This window comes from Planococcus maritimus (assembly GCF_001592825.1).
In the GTDB taxonomy this organism is placed as follows: Bacteria; Bacillota; Bacilli; order Bacillales_A; family Planococcaceae; genus Planococcus; species Planococcus maritimus_C.
Window position 1 is genome coordinate 1659209 of record NZ_LTZG01000001.1, and the last position, 22363, is coordinate 1681571.

Genomic DNA, 22363 nt, shown 5'->3' on the forward strand with positions numbered 1-22363 from the left:
GACAATAAACTATTCGGCACAAGCCTTATACGTTGAATCTAAACAGCATAACATCGCCGTCTTTCACGAGGTACTCTTTGCCTTCTTGACGTACTTTTCCGGCTTCTTTTGCCGTAGCCATTGAACCGGCTTCCACCAATTCCTCGTAAGCAACGGTTTCAGCGCGGATAAAGCCGCGTTCGAAGTCGGAGTGGATGATGCCCGCACATTGTGGGGCTTTCATGCCTTTTTTGAACGTCCATGCACGCACTTCCTGCACACCCGCAGTGAAGTAGGTCGCAAGTCCAAGCAAGTTATAAGCAGCTTTGACCAATTGATCAAGCCCTGATTCTTCGATGCCAAGCTCTTCGAGGAACATTTCTTTTTCCTCATCATCAAGCTCTGCCATTTCTTCTTCGATCTTCGCACAAACGACGATGACGTCAGAATCGTGGCCAGCTGCGTAATCGCGAACTTGCTGGACGTATTTGTTGCTCGCCGCATCAGCGATTTCATCTTCTGATACGTTCGCGACATAAAGCATTGGCTTGAGCGTCAATAAGTTCAAGCCTTTGGCGATTTTTAGCTCATCTTCTGTGAAGTCGATCGAACGGGCCAATTCGCCGTTCTCGAAAGCTTCGCGAAGTTTCACCAATACCGGCTCTTCTGCAACAGCGTCTTTGTCTTTTTGCTTCAATAGCTTGGCGTTGCGGCTAATGCGTTTTTCGATGCTTTCCATATCTGCAAGTACCAACTCCAGGTTGATGACTTCGATATCAGAAACCGGATCAACTCCACCCGATACGTGCGTGATGTTGTCATCAGCAAAGCAGCGAACTACTTGCGTGATGGCGTCAACTTCACGGATGTGTGCAAGGAATTTGTTTCCAAGCCCTTCTCCTTTGCTGGCGCCTTTGACAATTCCCGCAATGTCCGTAAACTCGAACGCCGTCGGGATGGTTTTTTTCGGCTCGACCAATTCTGTCAGTTTGTCGAGGCGCTCATCTGGCACTTCGACGATGCCGACGTTTGGATCTATCGTACAGAACGGGTAGTTCGCCGCTTCGGCGCCCGCTTTTGTAATAGCGTTGAATAATGTGGATTTCCCTACGTTTGGTAATCCTACAATCCCTGCAGTTAATGCCAAAGGATTCACGACCTTTCTTTTTCGCTCACAAATTTTGCAACCATTCCATTATAGAAAGAGGAGGCGGAAATGTCCATTCCTCATTCCGCCTCGGCCTTCACTAATACTTTTTTCATTTTTTTATTGAACTCCGCGCGAGGCAGCATAACGCTGTGCTGACAGCCTTCGCATTTAATGCGGATGTCTGCGCCCATGCGGATAATTTTCCAGGCATTCGCCCCGCAAGGATGCCCTTTTTTCATCTCGACAATATCATGTAACCCAAATTCCTTCATTTCCATGGCTGCATTCCCCCATCATTTATTGGCATTTGATGAAACCGGATCGCCGGGATCGCGGTGCATGACCACCATGCGAGGATACGGCAATTCGACTCCACGCTGATCGAGAAACTCTTTCAAGTCGCGGCGCATTCTGCGGGATACGGCAAAATGCTGCATCGGCAAGGTTTCAGCCGTCAGGCGCATGACCACTTCGGTTGCTGTCATGTTTTGCACGCCAAGCAATTCGGCCGGACTGATCACTTCTTCATAAGTGGGCTGGACCGTTTCCAAAAACTCCAAGATCAGCCGTTCTACTTTAGCCAAATCGGAATCGTGCGAAACGCTCAAGTCCACGACCGCAGTGGAATTGTGAAGTGAGAAGTTGACGACTTCTGTCACCGTGCCGTTTGGGAAGATAAACAGCTCACCGGTCCACGCTTGAACTTTCGTCGTGCGCAGCCCGATTTCCTGGACGGTTCCCTCGGCTTGGTTGATACGGACATAATCACCGACTGAAAATTGGTCTTCAAAGATAATAAAAAATCCGGTGATGACGTCGCGCACCAAGTTTTGTGCACCAAAACCGACAGCGAGGCCAATAACACCAGCACCGGCGATGATCCCGCTAATATTGATTGAGAAAGCCGATAGAATGGCGACTACTGCCATAAATCCAATGACGTATGTAGCAATATTTTCTACTAATTTCGATAAAGTTTGGTGACGGCGTCCATTTGTTTTAAGGGGCCCTTTTAATTGGACCGAAAACGATTTGCGGATAATGACCCGCACGACGCGCGTCAATAGATAGGCACCGACAGCGATTAATATGACACGCAGCGCCGTTCCTGAAATGTCGACCCACATTTCCTCATCAAGCAGCTTCGTGACCATCTGATTAACAAATCTTTCCACAACACTTCTTTCGAAAAACACGTCTACACCTTCTTTAAATTACTCACATCAGATTGAATTTAAACACGGCCGTGACCAGAAACGCAACTACGAGGATTCCCGGCAATAAATTCGCCACACGGATCTTCGTGATGCCCATCAAATTAAGCCCAATTGCGGCAATCATTACCCCTCCGGTTGCCGTCATCTCGGTGATGAACAAGTCAAGCGCCGCTTCTGGAATAAGCAAACTGATCTGTGTAGCGAACAAGGCGATCAAGCCTTGGTACACAAATACCGGAATCGCCGACAGCATAACACCGATGCCAAGTGTTGATGCGAGAATGATGGACGTAAAACCATCGATGATCCCTTTGGACACAAGAACACCGTGTTCATTGCTGAGCCCGCTTTCCAATGCACCGATAATGCCCATTGCGCCGATGACAAAAATCAAGGTCGCTGTGACAAAGCCTTGTGCCAGGCTGCCTTGGCTTTCTTTCGTGCCGAGCATTCGTTCAATCCAGCGGCCAAAGCTATTCAATTTATCTTCCAGCCTTGCCCATTCACCGATGACGGCACCGAGCACCAAACTAATGATGACGATGATGAAATTCTGGCTCTCAAAGCCCATCTGCAAGCCTAAGACGACAACCACTAACCCAATGACATACATAACGGTCTCTTTCATTTTGTCGGGAATATTGCGCAATGCCCGCCCGATCAATGTTCCGATGACTATTAAAACTGCGTTAACCAATGTTCCCCAAAGAACCATAATCGAGCTCCCTTCTCTCTATGCTTCGGTATAGGCGTCTAGTTCTTCTCCCTCTTTTAATCCATTCGACAAATCTTGTGAGGCCCGCATCTAAAGAAACGCCTACTTCCCGTTTCCGGAAAATAGGCCGTCTTCAAGCTGAGGTAACCATTCAATTCGTAAAAAGCATACTGGCCACTAAAAATGCCACGTACGTCAACGCATTATTTCAACAAATCCAAGATCCGCTCTAAATCATCTTCTGAGAAAAACTCGATTTCGATCTTGCCTTTATTCTTTTGCTTTTTGATCTGGACATTTGTACCGAAGCGGTCACGAAGCTCAGATTGTTTTTCTTCTATAAAGATATCCTTTTTCTTTTCTGGTGTTTCACGTGGAACATTGTCATTTAATCGCTGCACCAAGTTTTCCAGTTGGCGCACATTTAATCCTTCTTTGACCGTTTTTTTCGCGGTCTCGGAAATATTTTTTTTGCTGCGCAGACCAAGCAAAGTACGGCCATGCCCCATCGATAACTTCTTATCCGAAATGAGGTCACGCACTTCTTTCGGCAAAGTTAATAAACGGATATGGTTGGTAATATGCGGACGGCTTTTGCCAAGCCGGAACGCTAGTTGCTCCTGCGTCAAATTCAATGTATCCATGAGCTTCTGGTAGGCTTCCGCCTCTTCGATCGGCGTTAAATCCTCACGTTGCAAGTTTTCAAGGATCGCCAGTTCCATCATCTGCTGCTCGTTGAATTCTTTGACGATTGCAGGAACTTCCTTCAATTTGCATAGCTTGGCCGCCCGAAAACGGCGTTCCCCGACTACAAGTTCAAATTTCGCGCCTTTTTTGCGCACGACAACTGGCTGCAGAATACCATGCTCCCGAATCGATTCGGCCAGTTCTTCTAAGGCTTGCTGGTCGAATACTTTTCGCGGTTGATGAGGGTTTTCTTTAATATCGGTCACTTTGATTTGCATTACTTTATCCGTTTCATTGACCGTTTCTCCAGGAAACAATGCATTAATGCCTTTTCCTAATCCTTTAGCCATTACGAATCACTTCCTTCGCCAATTCTAGGTAAACTTCTGCGCCTCTCGACTTCGGATCATAGATGATGATTGGCTCTCCGTGGCTAGGAGCCTCGCTCAACCGGACGTTGCGCGGGACCACCGTGTCATACACTTTGTCCTGGAAGTATTTCTTCACTTCTTCAATGACCTGCATGCCGAGATTGGTCCGGGCATCGTACATGGTCAACAATACGCCGTCGATCATCAGGTCATGGTTCAAGTGTTTTTGGACCAGCCGAACGGTACTCAATAACTGGCTTAAACCTTCTAGAGCATAATATTCACATTGTACTGGAATAATAATTCCGTCTGAAGCGGTTAGGGAATTCAAGGTCAACAACCCAAGAGATGGCGGACAGTCGATGATGATGTAATCGTATAAATCTTTTACTTCTGCCAAAGCATTTTTCAAGCGTGCTTCGCGTGAAATGGTCGAAACCAATTCAATTTCCGCACCGGCCAGTGAAATGGTCGCCGGTACCACATGAAGATTTTCGACTTTTGTCTCCATGATCGTGTCTTTGACATCCACATCGTCAATCAGAATTTCGTAGATGCATTGATCGACATCGCCTTTATTGACGCCGACGCCACTCGTTGCATTGCCTTGTGGATCGATATCTATTAACAGCACTTTCTTGCCGAGATAAGCAAGACAGGCACTTAAATTAACTGATGAAGTTGTTTTTCCTACACCGCCCTTTTGATTGGCGATGGCAATCGTTCTACCCACTCGTGCACCAACTTTCTTCGATACTGTCTTTAGTTTACTGCGGAAACGCTTTTATGGCTATCCGCGACAGCTTTCATTTCTATATTGTATCAAATTTCCTGTTTCATAGAGATATATCTGCCAAAAAAAGCCCTTTCCTCAACGGAAAGAGCGATTATGAGCGTTTTTTTGGAATTTTCACGGTGATTTGATAATAATCCTCGTGTTCTTCCTCTTGTGTATCGAGTTTGATGCCGCTTTTTTTGACCATCGACAATGACTCTTTAATGGTATTCATGGCAATGCGCATATCCCGGCTGACGGCTTTTCTGCGCTTTTTAGGTTTCGCCTCGGCTTGGTCCGCCAAATTCCGGATGCGTTGTTCCAGTTCTTTGACATTAAGCCCTTCTTCCAATAACTGTTCGAGTAATTGTTGCTGGAGTTCAGGGTCTTTTACCGGCAGCAAAGCACGGGCATGGCGTTCGGTAATGCTCCGTGAAAGCAATGCCTGCTGAACAATTTCCGGGAGCTTTAACAGCCGCAATTTATTGGCAACAGCCGATTGGCTTTTACCAAGGCGCTGAGCCAACGCTTCTTGTGTGATTTCCTGGATCTGCAATAAATTAGAATAAGCATGCGCCTCTTCGATTGCCGTCAATTCTTCGCGCTGGAGGTTTTCGATCAACGCGATAGAGGCTGTTTCTTTATCGCTCAATTGACGAACGATCGCCGGAACTTCCTCCCAGCCAAGAGACGTCATTGCACGGAAGCGACGTTCACCTGCAATAATTTCATAGAAGCCTTCCCGCTGTGAATCTCTGACGACAATCGGTTGGATGACGCCATGGACATGAATCGTCCGGGCCAGCTCTTCGATTTTCTCTTCGTCAAAAACGGTCCGTGGCTGGAATTGGTTCGCATGGATTTTCTCCAATGGAATTTTAACGACTTCTTCAGAAGCATGGCTTGAAGCTTCTGCTGTTGTTGCATCATTTGCTTTGTCGCCGCCTCCGAAAAGACGGGCAAAAGGACTTTTCATGCTCAAGCACCACCTTATTAAAAACTTGCTCTTGTTGTTTTATTCCAAAGACGCAATCCTGGGTCTGTATGTTCCACGTGAAACATTAACTGATTGGCGATTTGTTCGGCATGCCTGCTTTTCTTGGGTATTTCTTTGGCGTTGCCTTGAATTTCCGGAACACTTGGATGTGGCGTTCGCTTTCTTCCACTGGCAAGAGGAAGGAATGAACGGCTTCTTGCTTCACTCCAAGCACTTGAAGCGCCTTGTCTGCGTCTTTCAGCTCGTCAGGAGCGGAAGCAGCTTTCATGGCCGCAAATGCCCCGCCTTGTTTAACGAGCGGCACACATAGTTCAGCTAATACCGACAGCCTGGCCACAGCGCGGGCGGTTACGATGTCGTAGCTTGAACGGTGCTCGGACTGGCCAAAATCTTCTGCACGCGAGTGGACAAAAGAAACTTTATCCAGTTGTAAGGCTTCGCTCAAATGATTTAAAAACTGAATGCGTTTGTTCAACGAATCGACGATCGTCACTTCGATATGGGGGAAGCAGATTTTAAGCGGGATGCTCGGGAATCCAGCCCCTGCCCCAACATCACACAGTGATAGCGGTTGTGTGAAATCCATATAGAAGGCAGCACTGATGGAGTCGTAGAAATGCTTTAAATACACGTCTTCTTTTTCCGTGATTGCCGTCAAATTCATTTTTTCATTCCATTCGACAAGTTCTTTGTGATAGATGCGGAATTGTTCTAGCTGACGCTCGGACAGTTCGATGCCTTGTTGTTCAAGTGCTTGTGCAAATTGCTGTTCGTTCACGATAGGTCCCCCTCTCACCGGTCTCACCGCAAAGTTGCGGGAGCGGAATTTTCGTTTTATGTAAAAGCAAATGGGCTGGCGGATACCAGCCCATTTCGAGTTCTGTTATGTGCCGCCCAGTGAGCTCAAATCCCAACTAGACTTTAGCGATTCTTCCTTGTTCAATATACACCAATAAAATCGAAATGTCAGCAGGGTTAACGCCGGAAATGCGTGTTGCTTGTGCAATCGAGAGCGGCTGCACTTCTTTCAGTTTGCCGCGCGCTTCCGTCGCAAGCCCTGAAATGGCATCGTAATCGATGTTTTCCGGAATTTTTTTGTTTTCCATTTTCTTCAGCTTATCGACTTGAAGAAGGGACTTTTCAATATAGCCTTCGTATTTCACATGAATCTCGACTTGCTCTTTCACTTCGTCGCTAAGTGCGATGTCGGATTCAGTCAATGACGCGATCATATCGTAGTTCATTTCTGGACGTTTCAACAAATCGGCTGCACGGATGCCGTCTTTCAGCTCGCTGCCGCCTGCATTGCGAATCGCTTCTTGCGTTTGCTCATTCGGCTTGATGATGATGCCGCGCAAGCGCTTGATTTCTTCTTCGATATGATCTTTTTTCTCAAGAAAGCGCGCATACCGCTCTTCTGTGATCATGCCGAGCTGATAACCGAGTTCCGTCAAGCGCAAATCTGCGTTATCGTGGCGCAGCAATAGGCGATATTCGGCACGAGATGTCAACAAGCGATAAGGCTCGCTCGTCCCTTTCGTTACCAAATCGTCGATCAAGACACCGATATATGCGTCAGAACGGCTGAGGATAACTTCTTCTTTGCCTAGTACTTTTGCTGCGGCGTTGATGCCAGCCATAAGCCCCTGCCCCGCTGCTTCTTCGTAACCGGACGTGCCGTTGATCTGGCCTGCCGTATAAAGGTTAGGAAGTTGCTTGGATTCAAGAGTCGGCCATAATTGCGTCGGCACGATGGCATCGTATTCGATGGCATAGCCTGAACGCATCATATCTGCTTTCTCAAGGCCAGGAATCGATTCGAGCAGCTTGCGCTGAACGTGTTCTGGCAAACTCGTAGAAAGGCCCTGTACGTAAACTTCACGCGTGGAGCGACCTTCTGGCTCGAGGAAAATCTGATGGCGCGGTTTATCGCTGAAACGGACGATTTTGTCTTCAATCGACGGGCAATAACGTGGCCCAGTACCTTTTGCCATCCCAGAATACATCGGAGACAAATGGAGGTTCTCATCGATGATCTGATGCGTTTCAGCAGTTGTGTAAGTCAACCAGCACGGCATCTGATCCATGATGAATTCCGTCGTTTCAAAACTGAATGCGCGCGGCACATCGTCTCCTGGCTGAATTTCTGTTTTCGAGTAATCAATGCTGTTGCTATTGATGCGCGGTGGTGTTCCGGTTTTGAAACGCACCGTCTCAAAGCCTAGCTGTTCCAGGTTTTCCGCGAGTTTGATAGAAGGCTGCTGATGGTTCGGCCCACTGGAGTAGCGCAAATCACCGATGATGATTTCGCCGCGCAGGAACGTACCCGTTGTGATGACCACAGTTTTGGCGCGGTAAATGCCGCCTACTTGTGTCACGAGGCCTTTTACTTCACCGTCTTCGACAATCAATTCTTCCGCGATTCCTTGATGCAAGCTCAAGTTTTTCTGCTCTTCCATCAAACGCTTCATTTCTTGCTGGTAAAGCACTTTATCGGCTTGTGCGCGAAGTGCGCGGACAGCCGGCCCTTTGGCTGTGTTAAGCATTCTCATTTGAATATGTGTTTTATCGATGACGCGGCCCATTGCCCCGCCCATTGCATCTATTTCACGTACGACGATGCCTTTTGCCGGCCCCCCGATGGACGGGTTGCAAGGCATAAAGGCGATCATGTCGAGATTCATCGTCAAGACAAGCGTTTTAGCGCCCATGCGTGCAGATGCAAGTGCTGCTTCCGCCCCTGCATGGCCTGCGCCTACAACGATGACATCGAACGTGCCTGCTTCATATTGTGGCATGTTCGTTCAGTCCCTTCAAAATTTATTTTCCTAGGCAAAATTGCGAGAATAATTGGTTCAATAAGCCGTCATCTGCCGTATCGCCGATGATCTCACCGAGAATTTCCCATGTACGGGTCACATCGATCTGGATCATATCAACCGGCACGTCCATTTCGGCGGCTGAAATAGCGTCGGAAATCGTTTGATGCGCTTGGTGCAACAGCGAGATATGACGGACATTGGAGACATAAGTCATATCCCCTGCTTCAATTTCTCCTTCAAAGAACAATTCGGCAATCGCTTCTTCGAGCTGATCGATGCCTTCTTCTTCAATCAATGAGGTAGTCACGAGGCGTTTGTCTCCAGCAATCTCTCTGACTTGTTCCAAATCGATTTGCTGCGGCAAATCGGTCTTGTTGATGACGACGATATAATTCATGTCACGGACTGCTTCAAACAATAATAAGTCTTCTTCAGTCAATTCCTCTGCGTAATTCAATACGTAGAGAATCAAATCGGCTTCTTTTAGCACTTTACGAGAACGTTCGACACCGATTCGCTCGACGATGTCTTCTGTTTCCCGAATGCCTGCCGTATCGACGAGACGCAGTGGAACTCCACGCACATTCACATATTCTTCGATAATATCGCGCGTCGTACCGGCAATTTCCGTCACGATGGCTTTGTTTTCCTGCACCAGGCTGTTCAATAGCGAGGATTTCCCGACATTTGGGCGGCCGATGATGACCGTGGACAAGCCTTCGCGCAAAATCTTGCCTTGCTGGGAAGTTTGGAGCAATTTAGCGATTTCCGCTTGCACCCATTGTGCTTTTTCAAGCATCATCGGGCGTGTCATTTCTTCCACATCGTCGTATTCGGGATAGTCGATGTTCACTTCCATCTGAGCGATCGATTCCAATAACGCTTGGCGCAGCGAGCTGATGAGACGGGATAAACGCCCTTCCATTTGCGTCAGCGCGACGTCCATGGCCCGGTCCGTTTTCGCGCGGATCAGGTCCATCACGGCTTCTGCCTGAGACAGATCGATGCGCCCATTAAGGAACGCGCGCTTAGTGAATTCACCAGGCTCCGCAAGCCGTGCACCGGCTCTTAGGGCCAGTGATAACACACGATTAACCGATACGATGCCGCCGTGGCAATTAATCTCCACCACATCTTCCCTCGTAAATGTTTTCGGTGCCTTCATTAAGGCGACCATGACTTCTTCCGCTATTTCGTTTGTCGCGGGATCTTCGATATGGCCGTAATGAATGGTATGGCTCGCTTGGTCAGCGAGTGCTTTATTGCCTGGAGCACGGAACAAACGGTTGGCGATAGCCACTGCTTCCGGCCCGCTCAAACGGACGATAGCAATGGCTCCTTCACCGCTTGGCGTGGAAATCGCGGCAATCGTATCGAATTCCATCATGATGCTGTTTCCTCCTCTTGCAACAACATGCTGGGGCAAACAAAGAAAAGTTGCCCACAGCATACTTTCTACTTTTTATGGGTTAAAACAGTTGCCCACATGTGGACAACTGTCAAAATACGCGTGGCTGTACAACATACAACAATAACACAAAACCCATAAAATCAAAAGATACAGCGCTCGTTTTTGGTATTTTTTTCAGGTTCACCGCGCAAATATGACATGCATAAATATACACCCGCGAAATTCCCGCTTTTGCTGACTAGCCTTGCGTTTTTTTGCATCAAAAGAGCCCGCTGCGATCATTTGCATGATCGAACGGGCTCTTTTTTCCTCATTTATGCGGTTCAATAACCAAATAGCGGTTTGGGTCTTTGCCTTCTGAATAAGTATCGATATCAAAGCGCCGCGATAGCGCCTGATGGATCACTTTTCGTTCATAAGACGGCATCGGTTCGAATTGGACGCGATTTCCGGTACGGATCGCTTTGTCCGCCATCCGGTCCGCCAATTGCTCCAATGTTTCCTGGCGGCGCTCCCGGTAATTCTCTGCATCAAGTTCGACCATCATAAATTGCTCGGCGTGGCGATTGGCCACTAATTGCGCCAATTGCTGGAGCGAATTCAAGGTCTGCCCTCTTTTGCCAATCAGCATCGCCACTTTTTCGCTTTCCAATTTGAAACGCACCGTTTTGCCTTGTTTTTCATGTGAAACGGATAAATCATCGATTTTCATGCCTTGTGCAATGTCCTGCAAATAGGCTTTTGTTTCTTCGATCGCTTTTTCATTCGACGGTTTCGCTACCGGCTCTGCAACTGGCTCACCGAAATCCGGTTCTTCTCCCTCTTCGGTCGGAGCTGACGGCATTTCGGCCGCAATCTCTTCCTCAGAAGGTTCACCATCATGCGCGGACGGTTTTTTTTCCGTTTGAAGTGCTGCATGTTCAGCTGCTGGCTGTGCTGTTTCCATCACCGTGACTTCCACTTCCGCATCTTTAGCACCGAATCCGAAAAACCCCTTTTTTCCTTCTTCGATGACGCGGATGGTCACTTCATCCCGTGATGTGTTCAGTTGTTCCAGCGCTTTTTCAATCGCTTCTTCGACCGTTTTCCCCATTTGTGTAAGATGCTTCACTTTTTAGCCCCTCCTGTTTTCGTTTTAACAGGCTGTTGCACGTCTTTCTTTTCCCATGGACGGTAAATGAACATGTTTTGGATGAGCGAGATGATGTTCCCAATTACCCAGTAAAGCGTCAAAGCAGATGGCAAGATGATCCCGAATCCAGTAATCATGACAGGCATGAAATACATCATCGCTTTCATTTGCGGATTGTCCATTGCTGGACCCGTGCGCAAAACGATCAATTGCATGACACCCGCTGTAACAGCCAGGATAATACTCGGTTCGGCGAGCGGGAAAATCAAGAATGTGCCAAGATCGATTTCAGGTGTTGAGTTCATGCGGCTGATGGCATGATAAAAACCGATTAAAATTGGCATCTGAATAACAACCGGCAAACAACCGGCCATCGGGTTAACGCCTTTCTCTTGGAACATTGCCATCATTTCCTGCTGGTATTTCTGCTGGGTGACGGCATCTTTCGATTTGTACTTCTCTTTTAACTTAGCCAGCTCGGGCTGGATTTCCTGCATGCGTTTCGAACTTTTCGTTTGTTTGATCATCAAAGGCAGTAGGGCCAGACGAATAAGAATCGTCACGGCAATGATCCCAAAACCATACGTACCAAGGAATTCCTTAAAGAATGTAATGATTGACACTAATGGCCATACGACAAACTCGTTCCAAAACCCTTCGCTTTGGTCGCTGATCGGCTGGTCAAACTCCGTACAGCCCGACAATAAGAGGGCAACGGCTACCAAGGCGAAGAGCACTGCGGTTCTCTTCTTCACTTTGCTTCCTCCAAACTCTATTCAATTACTTCCTATAATACCATCCGGATAGATCCGGTATCTACTTCTTCGGCAAAGCGCGTGCAATTTTCAACACATGCTCCAAGCTTTTCTTGCTTTCATGAAAATCTAAATTGGCCGCCTGTGGTCGGGCGATGATAATGTAATCGGCGTTTGGCAGAAGATCGTCCTTCAATTCTAGGAAGGCTTGGCGGATATAACGCTTAACGCGGTTTCTTGCGACCGCATTGCCGACTTTCTTACTGACGGACAAGCCAAGGCGAAATGCTTCCTGCTCATCTTTCAGCAAATAAACGATAAATTGCCGATTCGCAAAGGATTTCCCTTTTTTGAAAACGCGCTGAAACTCCGTATTTTTCTTGATCCGCTGCTGCTTATTCATTCTTTCACCTGCTACTTGCTTATTTTGATGCATTTTCGCTCAAATTCCGCGAAAAAGAAAAAAAAAGACCACTGATGCGGTCAGTGGACTTTAAGCTGATAGTACTTTTCTTCCTTTACGGCGACGGGCAGCGATAACGCGACGTCCGTTCTTTGTGCTCATGCGTGCTCTGAAGCCGTGCACTTTGCTGTGTTTGCGTTTATTTGGTTGGTATGTGCGCAATGTCATGACCTTACACCTCCTATATAAAAGTTAACTATTTTCTAAAGACAGTCTCGACTATTATAAGGGCGCAGCCTTGCTTATGTCAATGGTTTCTTTTAAATGCACAAGATCGCCCAGGCAATTCAAAAAGAAAAGTTATACACAATACGGGAGGATCAGCGGTGAACTTCCTGTGATTTCATTTTTGGTGAAAATGATTTATCCACATGCTTTATCGACAGGTTTTTCACATAGGAACTGCCTGTGGATATCAGAAATGTGCACAAAGCCTGCCATGTGGATAACTGAAAGAAATGCTTGTAATGTCTATCGTTTTTTGATAACATTGTTTTGTTTTCACTTGTTAACAATTTCTATCCCAAAATAGTTATCCACATATTGTGGGTAAGGTGTGGATAGTTTTCCCCAAGCCTGTTTACAGATCTTATCCACAGGCTGTGATTTTGTGTATGGTATACTGTAAAAAATATTTACCTATAAAGGAGATACGCTATTGGAACACTTAGACGAACTTTGGTCGAGTGTCTTAGCCCAAGTCGAAAAAAGAATCTCCAAGCCCAGCTTTGAAACTTGGCTCAAATCCACTAAGCTCTTGTCCTATAAAGAAGATACTGTCACCATTTCAGCCCCGAATTCATTTGCGCGCGATTGGCTCGAAAACCATTATGTGCACTTGATTACCGGCATTTTGACAGATCTGACAGGGGACGAAGCGCTTATTAAATTTGTGGTGCCAAAAGATCAGGATATGGATGATTTCCAGCTTCCCGCTCCCCGTGTTAAACCGGGCCAGGCGGAACAGCAAGAATTTTTGCCGGGTATGTTGAACCCGAAATACACCTTTGACACATTCGTCATCGGTTCCGGCAACCGCTTTGCACACGCTGCATCGCTTGCTGTTGCTGAAGCACCGGCAAAAGCTTACAACCCGCTTTTCATTTACGGGGGCGTAGGACTTGGCAAGACCCACCTTATGCATGCAATCGGACATTATGTTATTGAGCACAATCCAGACGCCAAAGTGGTTTATTTGTCGTCTGAAAAATTCACCAACGAGTTTATTAACTCGATCCGTGACAACCAGACCGTCGATTTCCGCAATAAATACCGCAATGTCGATATTTTGCTCATTGACGATATCCAATTTTTAGCCGGAAAAGAACAGACACAAGAAGAATTCTTCCATACGTTCAATACCTTGCACGAAGAATCCAAGCAGATCATCATCTCTAGCGACCGGCCGCCAAAAGAGATTCCGACACTCGAAGATCGCTTAAGATCACGCTTTGAATGGGGATTGATCACCGATATCACACCGCCGGATTTAGAAACGCGAATTGCCATTTTGCGCAAAAAAGCCAAAGCAGACGGTCTGGACATCCCGAACGATGTCATGACTTATATCGCCAATTCGATCGATTCCAACATCCGGGAGCTTGAGGGCGCTTTGATCCGCGTCGTCGCTTATTCCTCTTTGATCAACCGAGATATGAGCGCAGAGCTTGCTGCAGAAGCCTTGAAAGACATCATGCCGAACTCCAAGCCGAAAGTTATCACGATTTTGGACATTCAAAACGCAGTCGGTGAGCAATTCAATGTTAAGCTCGATGACTTCAAAACCAAGCGCCGCACGAAAGATATTGCTTATCCGCGTCAAATCGCGATGTACTTGTCACGCGAAATGACTGATTTCTCGTTGCCAAAAATCGGCGAAGAATTCGGCGGCCGCGATCACACGACCGTTATCCATGCGCACGAAAAAATCAACACGATGTTAAAAGAGAATCAGCAGCTTCAGCAAGATATCAAAGAAATTCGATCTGCACTCGGCAAATAGGCTGTGGATAAACCCCGATTTTCTTAAGCAGTTTATGCACAGTTTGTCTACATGTGGATAAGCTGCTTTTATTGCTCATTTCGGGCTTATCCACATATTCACAGCCCCTACTACTATTACTGTCTTTAAGTACTAATAACTAAAATATATATATAAGCGAGGTTCGAGAATGAAATTCGAGATAAAACGTGAGCGATTAGTCGAAGGTTTAAACGATGTAATGAAAGCAGTCAGTTCAAAAACAACGATTCCCATTTTGACTGGGATCAAGATGGATGTTTCTACAGAAGGAATGCGTTTAACAGGAAGTGATTCAGATATCACGATTCAAACTTTCATCCCTACAGAAGAGGACGGAAAACAATTGATCGATGTCACAGAAGGCGGAAGCATCGTCCTTCAAGCAAAAGTATTCGGGGAAATCGTCCGTAAATTGCCGACCAACGAAGTCGAAATCGAAATCAACAGCAATTTCCAGACGCATATCCGTTCAGGAAAATCCGAATTCCACTTGATCGGGCTAGACGCTATGGATTATCCACAATTGCCGGATATCCAAGATGACCGTCTCTTCACGATTCCAGCTGATCTATTGAAAACGATCAATAGAGAAACCGTATTCGCTGTCTCAAGTTCTGAAACGCGCCCGGTACTTACTGGTGTGCATTGGGAAGTTAAAGACGGAGAGCTCGTTTGTGTCGCAACCGACAGCCACCGCCTAGCACGTCGCAAAACGAAACTCGAAACTTTGCCGGAAGGGGAGTACAGCGTCGTCATCCCAGGCAAAAGCTTGAATGAGTTGAACAAAATCCTTGATGACACATCGGATCCGGTTGAAATCGTCATGACCAACCAGCAAGTGTTATTCAAATCCAAGCACATCTTGTTCTTCTCCCGTCTATTGGAAGGCAACTATCCGGATACTTCACGCTTGATCCCGTCTGAATACAAAACGACGGTGACAGTAAACGGCCGTTCATTGCTTCAAGCAATTGACCGCGCGTCACTTCTAGCCCGTGAAGAACGCAATAACGTCGTGCGCTTTTCTACAAGCGAAGGAAGCGAAGTCGAAGTCTCCTCGAATTCTCCGGAAGTCGGGAAAGTCGAAGAGCAATTACAGGCACAAAGCGTCGACGGTGAAGAGCTGAAGATTTCTTTCAGTGCGAAGTTCATGATGGATGCCTTGAAGGCAATTGATGGGCAAGACGTCGTCATCCAGTTCACTGGAGCGATGCGCCCGTTCATCTTAAAATCGGCCTTGGATGACTCAATTCTGCAATTGATTCTTCCTGTCCGGACATATTAATCAGCATCAAAACCCTCAGGATAGCCCATAAAGGCTATCCTTTTTACTTATGGGGGCAAATAGGGTAAAATAAAGGGATAGACTACGAATCGAAGGATGAGTGCATTTTGAAGGAAATCGGGATTGAGACAGAATTTATTACACTTGGACAGCTGCTGAAAATGACGGACACAATCAGTTCAGGCGGAATGGCTAAATGGTTTTTGAGTGAACACGAAGTATTCGTAAACGGAGAAGCGGAAGATCGCAGAGGGCGTAAATTGCGTCCGGAAGATACTGTGAGCATACCGGGGACGGGGGAATTCCGTATCGTTGTCGCCGAAGGCATGAGCTTCGATGCGGATTGACAACCTCGAGTTAGTCAATTACCGGAACTACGAAACGCTTAAGCTCGACTTTTCGCCGGAGATCAACGTCTTTATCGGCGAAAATGCACAAGGCAAAACGAATATCATGGAGTCGCTTTATGTTTTATCGATGGCGAAGTCGCACCGGACAAGCAATGACAAAGAATTGATACGCTGGGACGCGGAATATGGTAAAATTAAAGCTGATGTGCTCCGGAAATATGGCAAATTGCCGCTTGAAATCAGCTTTTCCAAAAAAGGCAAAAAAGCGAAAGTGAACCATCTGGAGCAGCGGCGGTTAAGTGATTATATCGGTCAGTTAAACGTCGTCATGTTCGCTCCTGAGGACCTGCATCTCGTCAAAGGCAGCCCGCAAGTTAGGCGTCGATTTATCGATATGGAGATTGGCCAGATCTCGCCGGTCTATCTCCACGACCTCGTCAATTACCAAAAGCTATTGAAACAGCGCAATCATATATTGAAGCAACATTACGGCAAACAAACCATCAATGACGTTATGTTCGAGGTTTATACAGAGCAATTTATTGAAGCTGCTGTAAAAATTATACAAAAAAGATTCCAGTTCATGGAATTGCTGCAAAAATGGGCAGAGCCAATTCATCATGGCATTTCCCGTGGGCTGGAAAAATTAGAAATACGCTACCAGCCAATTAGTGGTTTGAAGCCCGAATGGACGCCTGCTGAAATGGCGTCCTTTTTAGAGCAAAAGCTTCAGGAAGTGAAAAAGCGGGAACTCGACCGTGGCGTAACCCTCGTTGGCCCACATCGCGATGATTTGCAATTCATCGTCAATGGTTACGACGTCCAGACTTATGGCTCCCAGGGGCAACAACGCACCACTGCGCTGTCCTTGAAACTGGCGGAAATTGAGTTGATCAAGCAAGAAGTCGGCGAAGCACCGGTTCTCTTGCTCGATGATGTGCTTTCTGAACTGGACGATTACCGCCAGTCGCATTTACTCAACACAATCCGTGGGTCTGTGCAAACCTTTGTTACAACCACCAGCGTTGAAGGCATCCAGCACGACACCATTCAAAACGCACGCCTTTTCGAAGTAACAAAAGGAACGGTCAAGGAGTGAAGACGCATGTATGTCCAGATAGGCGCCGCCCAATTGATTGCCGTAACGGAAATCCTGGCGATCGTCCATTATGAACATTACGCCCACTCCGCTTTTACGCGGCTATTAGTCCCGCCTGAAGCGGTGAAATCCTATGTCGTTACCGATGATTTCGTCTACGGGTCGCCTTATCGGCCACAGGCGCTTTTGAATAAAATTCAGCAAAACAGGTTATAACCGGTCAATGGAAATAATGAGTTGTCAAGAAAGAGCAGGTGAACGGAATGGCTATGGAAGATACGAATCTTGAGCAATCTTATGGCGCCAATCAGATTCAGGTATTGGAAGGCTTAGAAGCGGTCCGGAAACGGCCGGGTATGTATATCGGTTCAACAGGATCAAGAGGACTGCACCATTTAGTGTGGGAAATCGTGGATAATAGCATCGATGAAGCCCTTGCCGGCTATTGCGATGAAATTCGCGTCACAATCGAAAAAGACAATTGGATTCGCGTGGAAGATAACGGCCGCGGAATTCCAGTGGACATGCAGGAAAAAATGGGCCGCCCAGCGGTTGAAGTCATCATGACAGTTCTCCACGCTGGCGGTAAATTCGGCGGCGGCGGCTATAAAGTATCCGGCGGCCTCCACGGTGTAGGCGCCTCTGTCGTCAACGCCTTATCGGAAACGACCGAAGTTTATGTACACCGGGACGGCAAGCGCCATTTCATTCAATTTGAGCGTGGCGCAGTCAAAAAAGAACTCGGCGTCATCGGCGAAGCTGACAAGACCGGAACAACGATCCGTTTTAAAGCGGACGCTGAAATTTTCAAAGAAACAACAGTTTACGAATTCGATATTCTCGATCACCGCCTCCGTGAGCTCGCTTATTTGAACCGGGGCTTGAAAATCGTGGCCGCTGATGAGCGCGAAGGCTTGGAGCAGGAAAAGAACTACCACTACGAAGGTGGTATCAAATCCTACGTCGAGCATTTGAATAAATCAAAAGACCCGCTTCACGAAGAAGCGATTTTCGTCGAGTCGGAGCGGGATGGCATCAATGTGGAAGTCGCCATGCAATACAACGGCGGATTTGCGGCGAATATCTTTTCATTCGCCAATAATATCAGCACCCATGAAGGCGGTACGCACGAATCCGGCTTCAAAACAGCGTTGACACGCGTCATTAACGATTACGGCCGCAAAAACGGCATTTTGAAAGATGCGGAAGCAAACTTAACAGGCGAAGACGTTAGAGAAGGGTTGACGGCAATTATTTCCGTTAAGCACCCGGATCCACAGTTTGAAGGCCAGACCAAAACTAAGCTTGGCAATACAGAAGTATCGACGATCGTGAATAACTTATTCTCAAACGGATTTGAACGTTTTCTACTGGAGAACCCTTCGACGGCTAAGAAAATCATTGAAAAAGGCATCATGGCTTCTCATGCGCGGATGGCTGCCAAAAAAGCACGTGAATTCACGCGCCGCAAGTCAGTGCTTGAAGTCTCCAGTTTGCCTGGTAAACTCGCAGACTGTTCTTCACGCGACCCGAAAATCAGTGAAATCTACATCGTAGAGGGTGACTCAGCAGGCGGATCCGCAAAATCTGGCCGAGATCGCCACTTCCAGGCGATTCTACCTTTGCGCGGAAAAATCCTTAACGTAGAAAAAGCGCGTCTCGATAAGATTCTAGTCAATGCAGAGATTCGCAATATCATCACGGCGCTCGGCACGGGAATCGGCGAAGAGTTCAACCTGGATAAAGCGCGTTACCATAAAGTCGTTATCATGACCGATGCCGATGTCGATGGTGCCCATATCCGTACTTTGTTGCTAACGTTCCTATTCCGCTATATGCGCCCACTGATCGAAGCAGGCTATATTTACATCGCACAGCCGCCATTGTTCCAAATCAAACAAGGCAAGCATGTCGATTACGTTTATTCGGATGCACAGCTGAAAGAAGCATTGGCTAAATTGCCAGCATCACCAAAGCCGCATGTCCAGCGCTATAAAGGGCTCGGTGAGATGAATGCTACTCAACTATGGGACACAACGATGGACCCGGATTTCCGGACATTGCTACAAGTCACACTTGAAGACGCGATGACAGCGGATGAGACCTTCCACATGTTAATGGGAGACGATGTCGAACCGCGCCGTAACTTTATTGAAGAAAACGCCAGTTATGTGAAAAATTTGGATGTATAACGCAACAAGAGTTGAGAGGAGGCTGCGGATATGGCGGAACGGCCAGGCAGCGGAGTAGAAGAAATAAATATTAGCACGGAGATGCGCACATCATTCCTAGACTATGCGATGAGTGTTATCGTATCTCGTGCGTTGCCGGATGTCCGGGACGGCTTAAAGCCGGTGCATCGGCGTATTTTATATGCCATGCACGACCTCGGAATCACAGCGGATAAAGGCTATAAAAAGTCAGCACGTATCGTCGGTGACGTAATCGGTAAATATCATCCCCACGGTGATAGCGCAGTTTATGAAACGATGGTACGCATGGCTCAGGATTTCAGCTATCGCTACATGCTCGTCGACGGACACGGGAACTTCGGTTCTGTCGATGGTGACGCAGCAGCAGCGATGCGTTACACAGAATCCAAGATGTCGAAAATCTCCATGGAACTTTTACGCGATTTAAATAAAAACACAGTGGATTACAAGGAAAACTACGATGGCCAGGAAAAAGAACCAGTCGTCCTTCCAAGTCGATTCCCGAACTTGCTTGTCAACGGAACTTCCGGGATTGCCGTCGGGATGGCTACCAATATCCCGCCCCATAACCTAGGTGAGACGATTGACGCAGTTTTGGCCTTGGCCGAAAATCCGGCCATCACGACGGAAGAATTGCTTGAATTCCTTCCAGGTCCCGATTTCCCGACCGGAGGCATTATCCTTGGTCGAAGCGGCATCCGCCGTGCTTATGAAACAGGAAAAGGGTCAGTGTTGATCCGCGCAGTCGTTGAAATCGAAACAAAACCAAATGGCAAAGAAGTCATCCTCATTCACGAACTTCCGTACCAGGTTAATAAAGCGCGCCTGATCGAAAAAATTGCAGAACTGGTACGCGATAAAAAAATCGACGGCATTACGGACCTGCGCGACGAATCCGACCGCAACGGTATGCGCGTCGTGATTGAAGTGCGCAGAGACGCAAGTGCTAATGTTCTATTGAACAATTTGTACAAACAGACAGCGATGCAAACAAGCTTCGGCATCAACATGCTCGCGCTCGTCAATGGCCAGCCGAAAGTTCTGGGCTTGAAAGATGTTCTTTATCATTACTTAGAACACCAAAAGGTCATCATTCGCCGCCGTACAGAATTCGATTTGCAAAAAGCAGAAGACCGCGCGCATATCCTCGAAGGCTTGCGCATCGCACTGGATCACATCGATGCCATCATCGCATTGATCCGTGGATCGCAGACGACTGAAGAAGCCCGCAATGGTTTGATGAATGATTTCAATTTGTCTGAACGCCAATCACAGGCCATCCTCGATATGCGCCTTCAGCGTTTGACAGGTCTTGAACGTGACAAAATCGAAGAAGAATATCAAGGGCTCATTGCACTCATCAACGAGTTACGTGCCATTCTTGCGGACGAATCGAAAATTCTTGAGATTATCCGTGAAGAAATCCTTGAAATCAAAGAGCGCTTTAATGATCCTCGCAGAACGGAAATCACGGTCGGTGGTTCTGAGATGATCGAAGATGAAGACCTCATCCCTCGTGAAGCTTCTGTATTGACGCTCACGCACAATGGCTATATCAAACGCTTGCCTGCCAATACGTATCGGAGCCAGAAACGTGGCGGACGCGGCGTACAAGGAATGGGTACCAACGATGACGATTTTGTTGAACATCTTCTATATACATCAACTCACGACACGATCCTGTTCTTCACGAGCGAAGGGAAAGTCTATCGGAAGAAAGGCTACCAGGTCCCTGAATATGGCCGTACCGCCAAAGGTTTGCCATTAGTGAACTTATTGGAAATCGGCAAAAACGAAAAAGTGACCGCAGTGATCCGTGTCGAAGAATTCAAAGAAGATGATTTCTTCTTCTTCACTACACGCGGTGGCCTGAGCAAGCGGACACCTGTAAGCAATTATGCCAATATCCGACAAAACGGGTTAATTGCCATCAATTTACGTGAAGACGATGAATTGATCTCAGTCAAAATGACTGACGGCAATAAAGAAATTGTGATCGGGACACGTGATGGCGCATTGATTCGATTCCCAGAAACCGATATTCGTAGTATGGGACGCGCAGCCAGCGGTGTGAGGGGTATCCGTCTACGCGAAGGCGATCAAGTCGTCGGCATGGAAACCTTAGAGACAGACGATAAGATTCTGGTCATTACAGAAAATGGTTACGGCAAGCGAACAAAAGAATCCGAGTACCGTGTTCAATCAAGAGGCGGTATGGGGATCAAGACTTGTCACATTACTGAAAAGAACGGTCCTCTAGTAGCTGTACGTGCCGTTAATGGAACAGAAGACATCATGTTGATTACACAACACGGCGTGTTAATACGGATGGACGTAGAAGATATTTCGACGACTGGCAGAAACACGCAAGGAGTGCGATTGATTCGTCTTGGCGATGAAGAGGTTGTGGCGACTGTTACCAAAGTGAAGAAGGATTTGGATGACTATGAAGCAGCCGAAGTCGATGAAGACGGTGTCGAAGTGCTTGTTGAAGAAAGCGCAGAGGCAGATGTTTACACAGACGACGATGCCATCACAGATGAGACGTCTGGAAATGTCGAAGAAAATCCAGAAGAATAGAAGACTATTTAAAGAGCCTGTCGGTGAATCGACAGGCTCTTTTTGTTTCTTAATAGAAAGAGATTTGTAGAAAGGAAAAGTTTTTTCGTAAAAGTGTTGACGTAGGTAGAAGAGCGTGATATATTTATCAAGTCGCCAAAACAAGGCGCACAACATGAACCTTGAAAACTGAACAGCAAAACGTCAACAATACAGTCGCGAGCGATCGCGAAACAACTTACTGATCAGCTTCGGCAGATCAAGCGAATCGTGCGTCTTTCGGGACGGCGATACGCCAGCAGTATTGAGCAATCAACTACTCTATAATGGAGAGTTTGATCCTGGCTCAGGACGAACGCT

The 22363-nt window shown here is 47.1% G+C and carries 21 protein-coding genes; 7 read left to right on the plus strand and 14 right to left on the minus strand.

Annotation, left to right across the window (positions count from 1 at the left end; genetic code table 11):
- Window positions 1-25: 25 nt before the first annotated feature.
- The 14 genes from ychF to rpmH form a co-directional block, all read right to left on the minus strand.
- Entirely contained in the window at window positions 26-1126 is a 1101-nt protein-coding gene (gene ychF, locus AY633_RS08160; protein ID WP_068487912.1) for a redox-regulated ATPase YchF, read from the minus strand.
- Window positions 1127-1206: 80 nt separating this feature from the next.
- Window positions 1207-1407 (minus strand): DUF951 domain-containing protein, encoded by a 201-nt coding sequence (locus AY633_RS08165; RefSeq protein ID WP_058382277.1) that lies wholly within the window; start codon window positions 1405-1407, stop codon window positions 1207-1209.
- Window positions 1408-1422: 15 nt separating this feature from the next.
- Entirely contained in the window at window positions 1423-2304 is an 882-nt protein-coding gene (locus AY633_RS08170; protein ID WP_260804541.1) for a mechanosensitive ion channel family protein, read from the minus strand.
- Window positions 2305-2347: 43 nt separating this feature from the next.
- On the minus strand, window positions 2348-3061 hold the full coding sequence (locus AY633_RS08175; RefSeq protein WP_068487815.1) for a DUF554 domain-containing protein: 714 nt from the start codon (window positions 3059-3061) through the stop codon (window positions 2348-2350).
- 203 nt (window positions 3062-3264) lie between these two features.
- The gene (locus AY633_RS08180) at window positions 3265-4098 is read right to left on the minus strand and encodes a ParB/RepB/Spo0J family partition protein (protein ID WP_068487816.1); all 834 of its coding nucleotides are present in this window, start codon (window positions 4096-4098) and stop codon (window positions 3265-3267) included.
- Window positions 4091-4852, minus strand: coding sequence for a ParA family protein (locus AY633_RS08185; protein WP_068459477.1), 762 nt, complete (start codon window positions 4850-4852; stop codon window positions 4091-4093). The genes AY633_RS08180 and AY633_RS08185 overlap by 8 nt, the downstream gene beginning before the upstream one ends.
- Before the next feature lie 154 nt (window positions 4853-5006).
- Window positions 5007-5870 carry a nucleoid occlusion protein gene (gene noc / locus AY633_RS08190; RefSeq protein ID WP_068487817.1) on the minus strand — a complete coding sequence of 288 codons (864 nt, stop codon included), beginning with the start codon at window positions 5868-5870 and terminating at the stop codon, window positions 5007-5009.
- A gap of 85 nt (window positions 5871-5955) precedes the next feature.
- Window positions 5956-6669, minus strand: a complete 714-nt coding sequence (rsmG, locus tag AY633_RS08195; RefSeq protein ID WP_068487818.1) for a 16S rRNA (guanine(527)-N(7))-methyltransferase RsmG — start codon at window positions 6667-6669, stop codon at window positions 5956-5958.
- Between the two features lie 136 nt (window positions 6670-6805).
- The gene (gene mnmG / locus AY633_RS08200) at window positions 6806-8689 is read right to left on the minus strand and encodes a tRNA uridine-5-carboxymethylaminomethyl(34) synthesis enzyme MnmG (RefSeq protein ID WP_068487819.1); all 1884 of its coding nucleotides are present in this window, start codon (window positions 8687-8689) and stop codon (window positions 6806-6808) included.
- A 22-nt stretch (window positions 8690-8711) separates the two neighbouring features.
- Window positions 8712-10097: a tRNA uridine-5-carboxymethylaminomethyl(34) synthesis GTPase MnmE gene (gene mnmE / locus AY633_RS08205; RefSeq protein ID WP_068487914.1), complete on the minus strand. Its 1386-nt coding sequence runs from the start codon at window positions 10095-10097 to the stop codon at window positions 8712-8714.
- A gap of 337 nt (window positions 10098-10434) precedes the next feature.
- A complete protein-coding gene (jag, locus tag AY633_RS08210) occupies window positions 10435-11235 on the minus strand; it encodes an RNA-binding cell elongation regulator Jag/EloR (protein ID WP_068487820.1) in 801 nt (266 codons plus the stop codon).
- On the minus strand, window positions 11232-12011 hold the full coding sequence (yidC, locus tag AY633_RS08215) for a membrane protein insertase YidC (protein ID WP_068459489.1): 780 nt from the start codon (window positions 12009-12011) through the stop codon (window positions 11232-11234). The genes jag and yidC overlap by 4 nt, the downstream gene beginning before the upstream one ends.
- Window positions 12012-12072: 61 nt before the next feature.
- On the minus strand, window positions 12073-12414 hold the full coding sequence (gene rnpA, locus AY633_RS08220) for a ribonuclease P protein component (protein ID WP_068487821.1): 342 nt from the start codon (window positions 12412-12414) through the stop codon (window positions 12073-12075).
- Window positions 12415-12504: 90 nt separating this feature from the next.
- Entirely contained in the window at window positions 12505-12642 is a 138-nt protein-coding gene (rpmH, locus tag AY633_RS08225) for a 50S ribosomal protein L34 (protein ID WP_033544046.1), read from the minus strand.
- 490 nt (window positions 12643-13132) lie between these two features.
- Between rpmH and dnaA the strand changes: the two genes are divergently transcribed.
- The 7 genes from dnaA (at window position 13133) to gyrA (ending at window position 22024) form a co-directional block, all read left to right on the plus strand.
- A complete protein-coding gene (dnaA, locus tag AY633_RS08230) occupies window positions 13133-14476 on the plus strand; it encodes a chromosomal replication initiator protein DnaA (protein WP_068459493.1) in 1344 nt (447 codons plus the stop codon).
- Window positions 14477-14645: 169 nt separating this feature from the next.
- Entirely contained in the window at window positions 14646-15782 is a 1137-nt protein-coding gene (gene dnaN / locus AY633_RS08235; RefSeq protein ID WP_068487822.1) for a DNA polymerase III subunit beta, read from the plus strand.
- A 107-nt stretch (window positions 15783-15889) separates the two neighbouring features.
- Window positions 15890-16129 (plus strand): S4 domain-containing protein YaaA, encoded by a 240-nt coding sequence (gene yaaA / locus AY633_RS08240; RefSeq protein WP_068487823.1) that lies wholly within the window; start codon window positions 15890-15892, stop codon window positions 16127-16129.
- A complete protein-coding gene (recF, locus tag AY633_RS08245) occupies window positions 16119-17231 on the plus strand; it encodes a DNA replication/repair protein RecF (protein WP_068487824.1) in 1113 nt (370 codons plus the stop codon). The genes yaaA and recF overlap by 11 nt, the downstream gene beginning before the upstream one ends.
- 6 nt (window positions 17232-17237) lie before the next feature.
- A complete protein-coding gene (locus AY633_RS08250) occupies window positions 17238-17447 on the plus strand; it encodes a hypothetical protein (protein WP_068459503.1) in 210 nt (69 codons plus the stop codon).
- Between the two features lie 47 nt (window positions 17448-17494).
- Window positions 17495-19423: a DNA topoisomerase (ATP-hydrolyzing) subunit B gene (gyrB, locus tag AY633_RS08255; protein WP_068459505.1), complete on the plus strand. Its 1929-nt coding sequence runs from the start codon at window positions 17495-17497 to the stop codon at window positions 19421-19423.
- 30 nt (window positions 19424-19453) lie between these two features.
- Window positions 19454-22024, plus strand: coding sequence for a DNA gyrase subunit A (gene gyrA, locus AY633_RS08260; RefSeq protein WP_068487825.1), 2571 nt, complete (start codon window positions 19454-19456; stop codon window positions 22022-22024).
- Window positions 22025-22363: the final 339 nt, after the last annotated feature.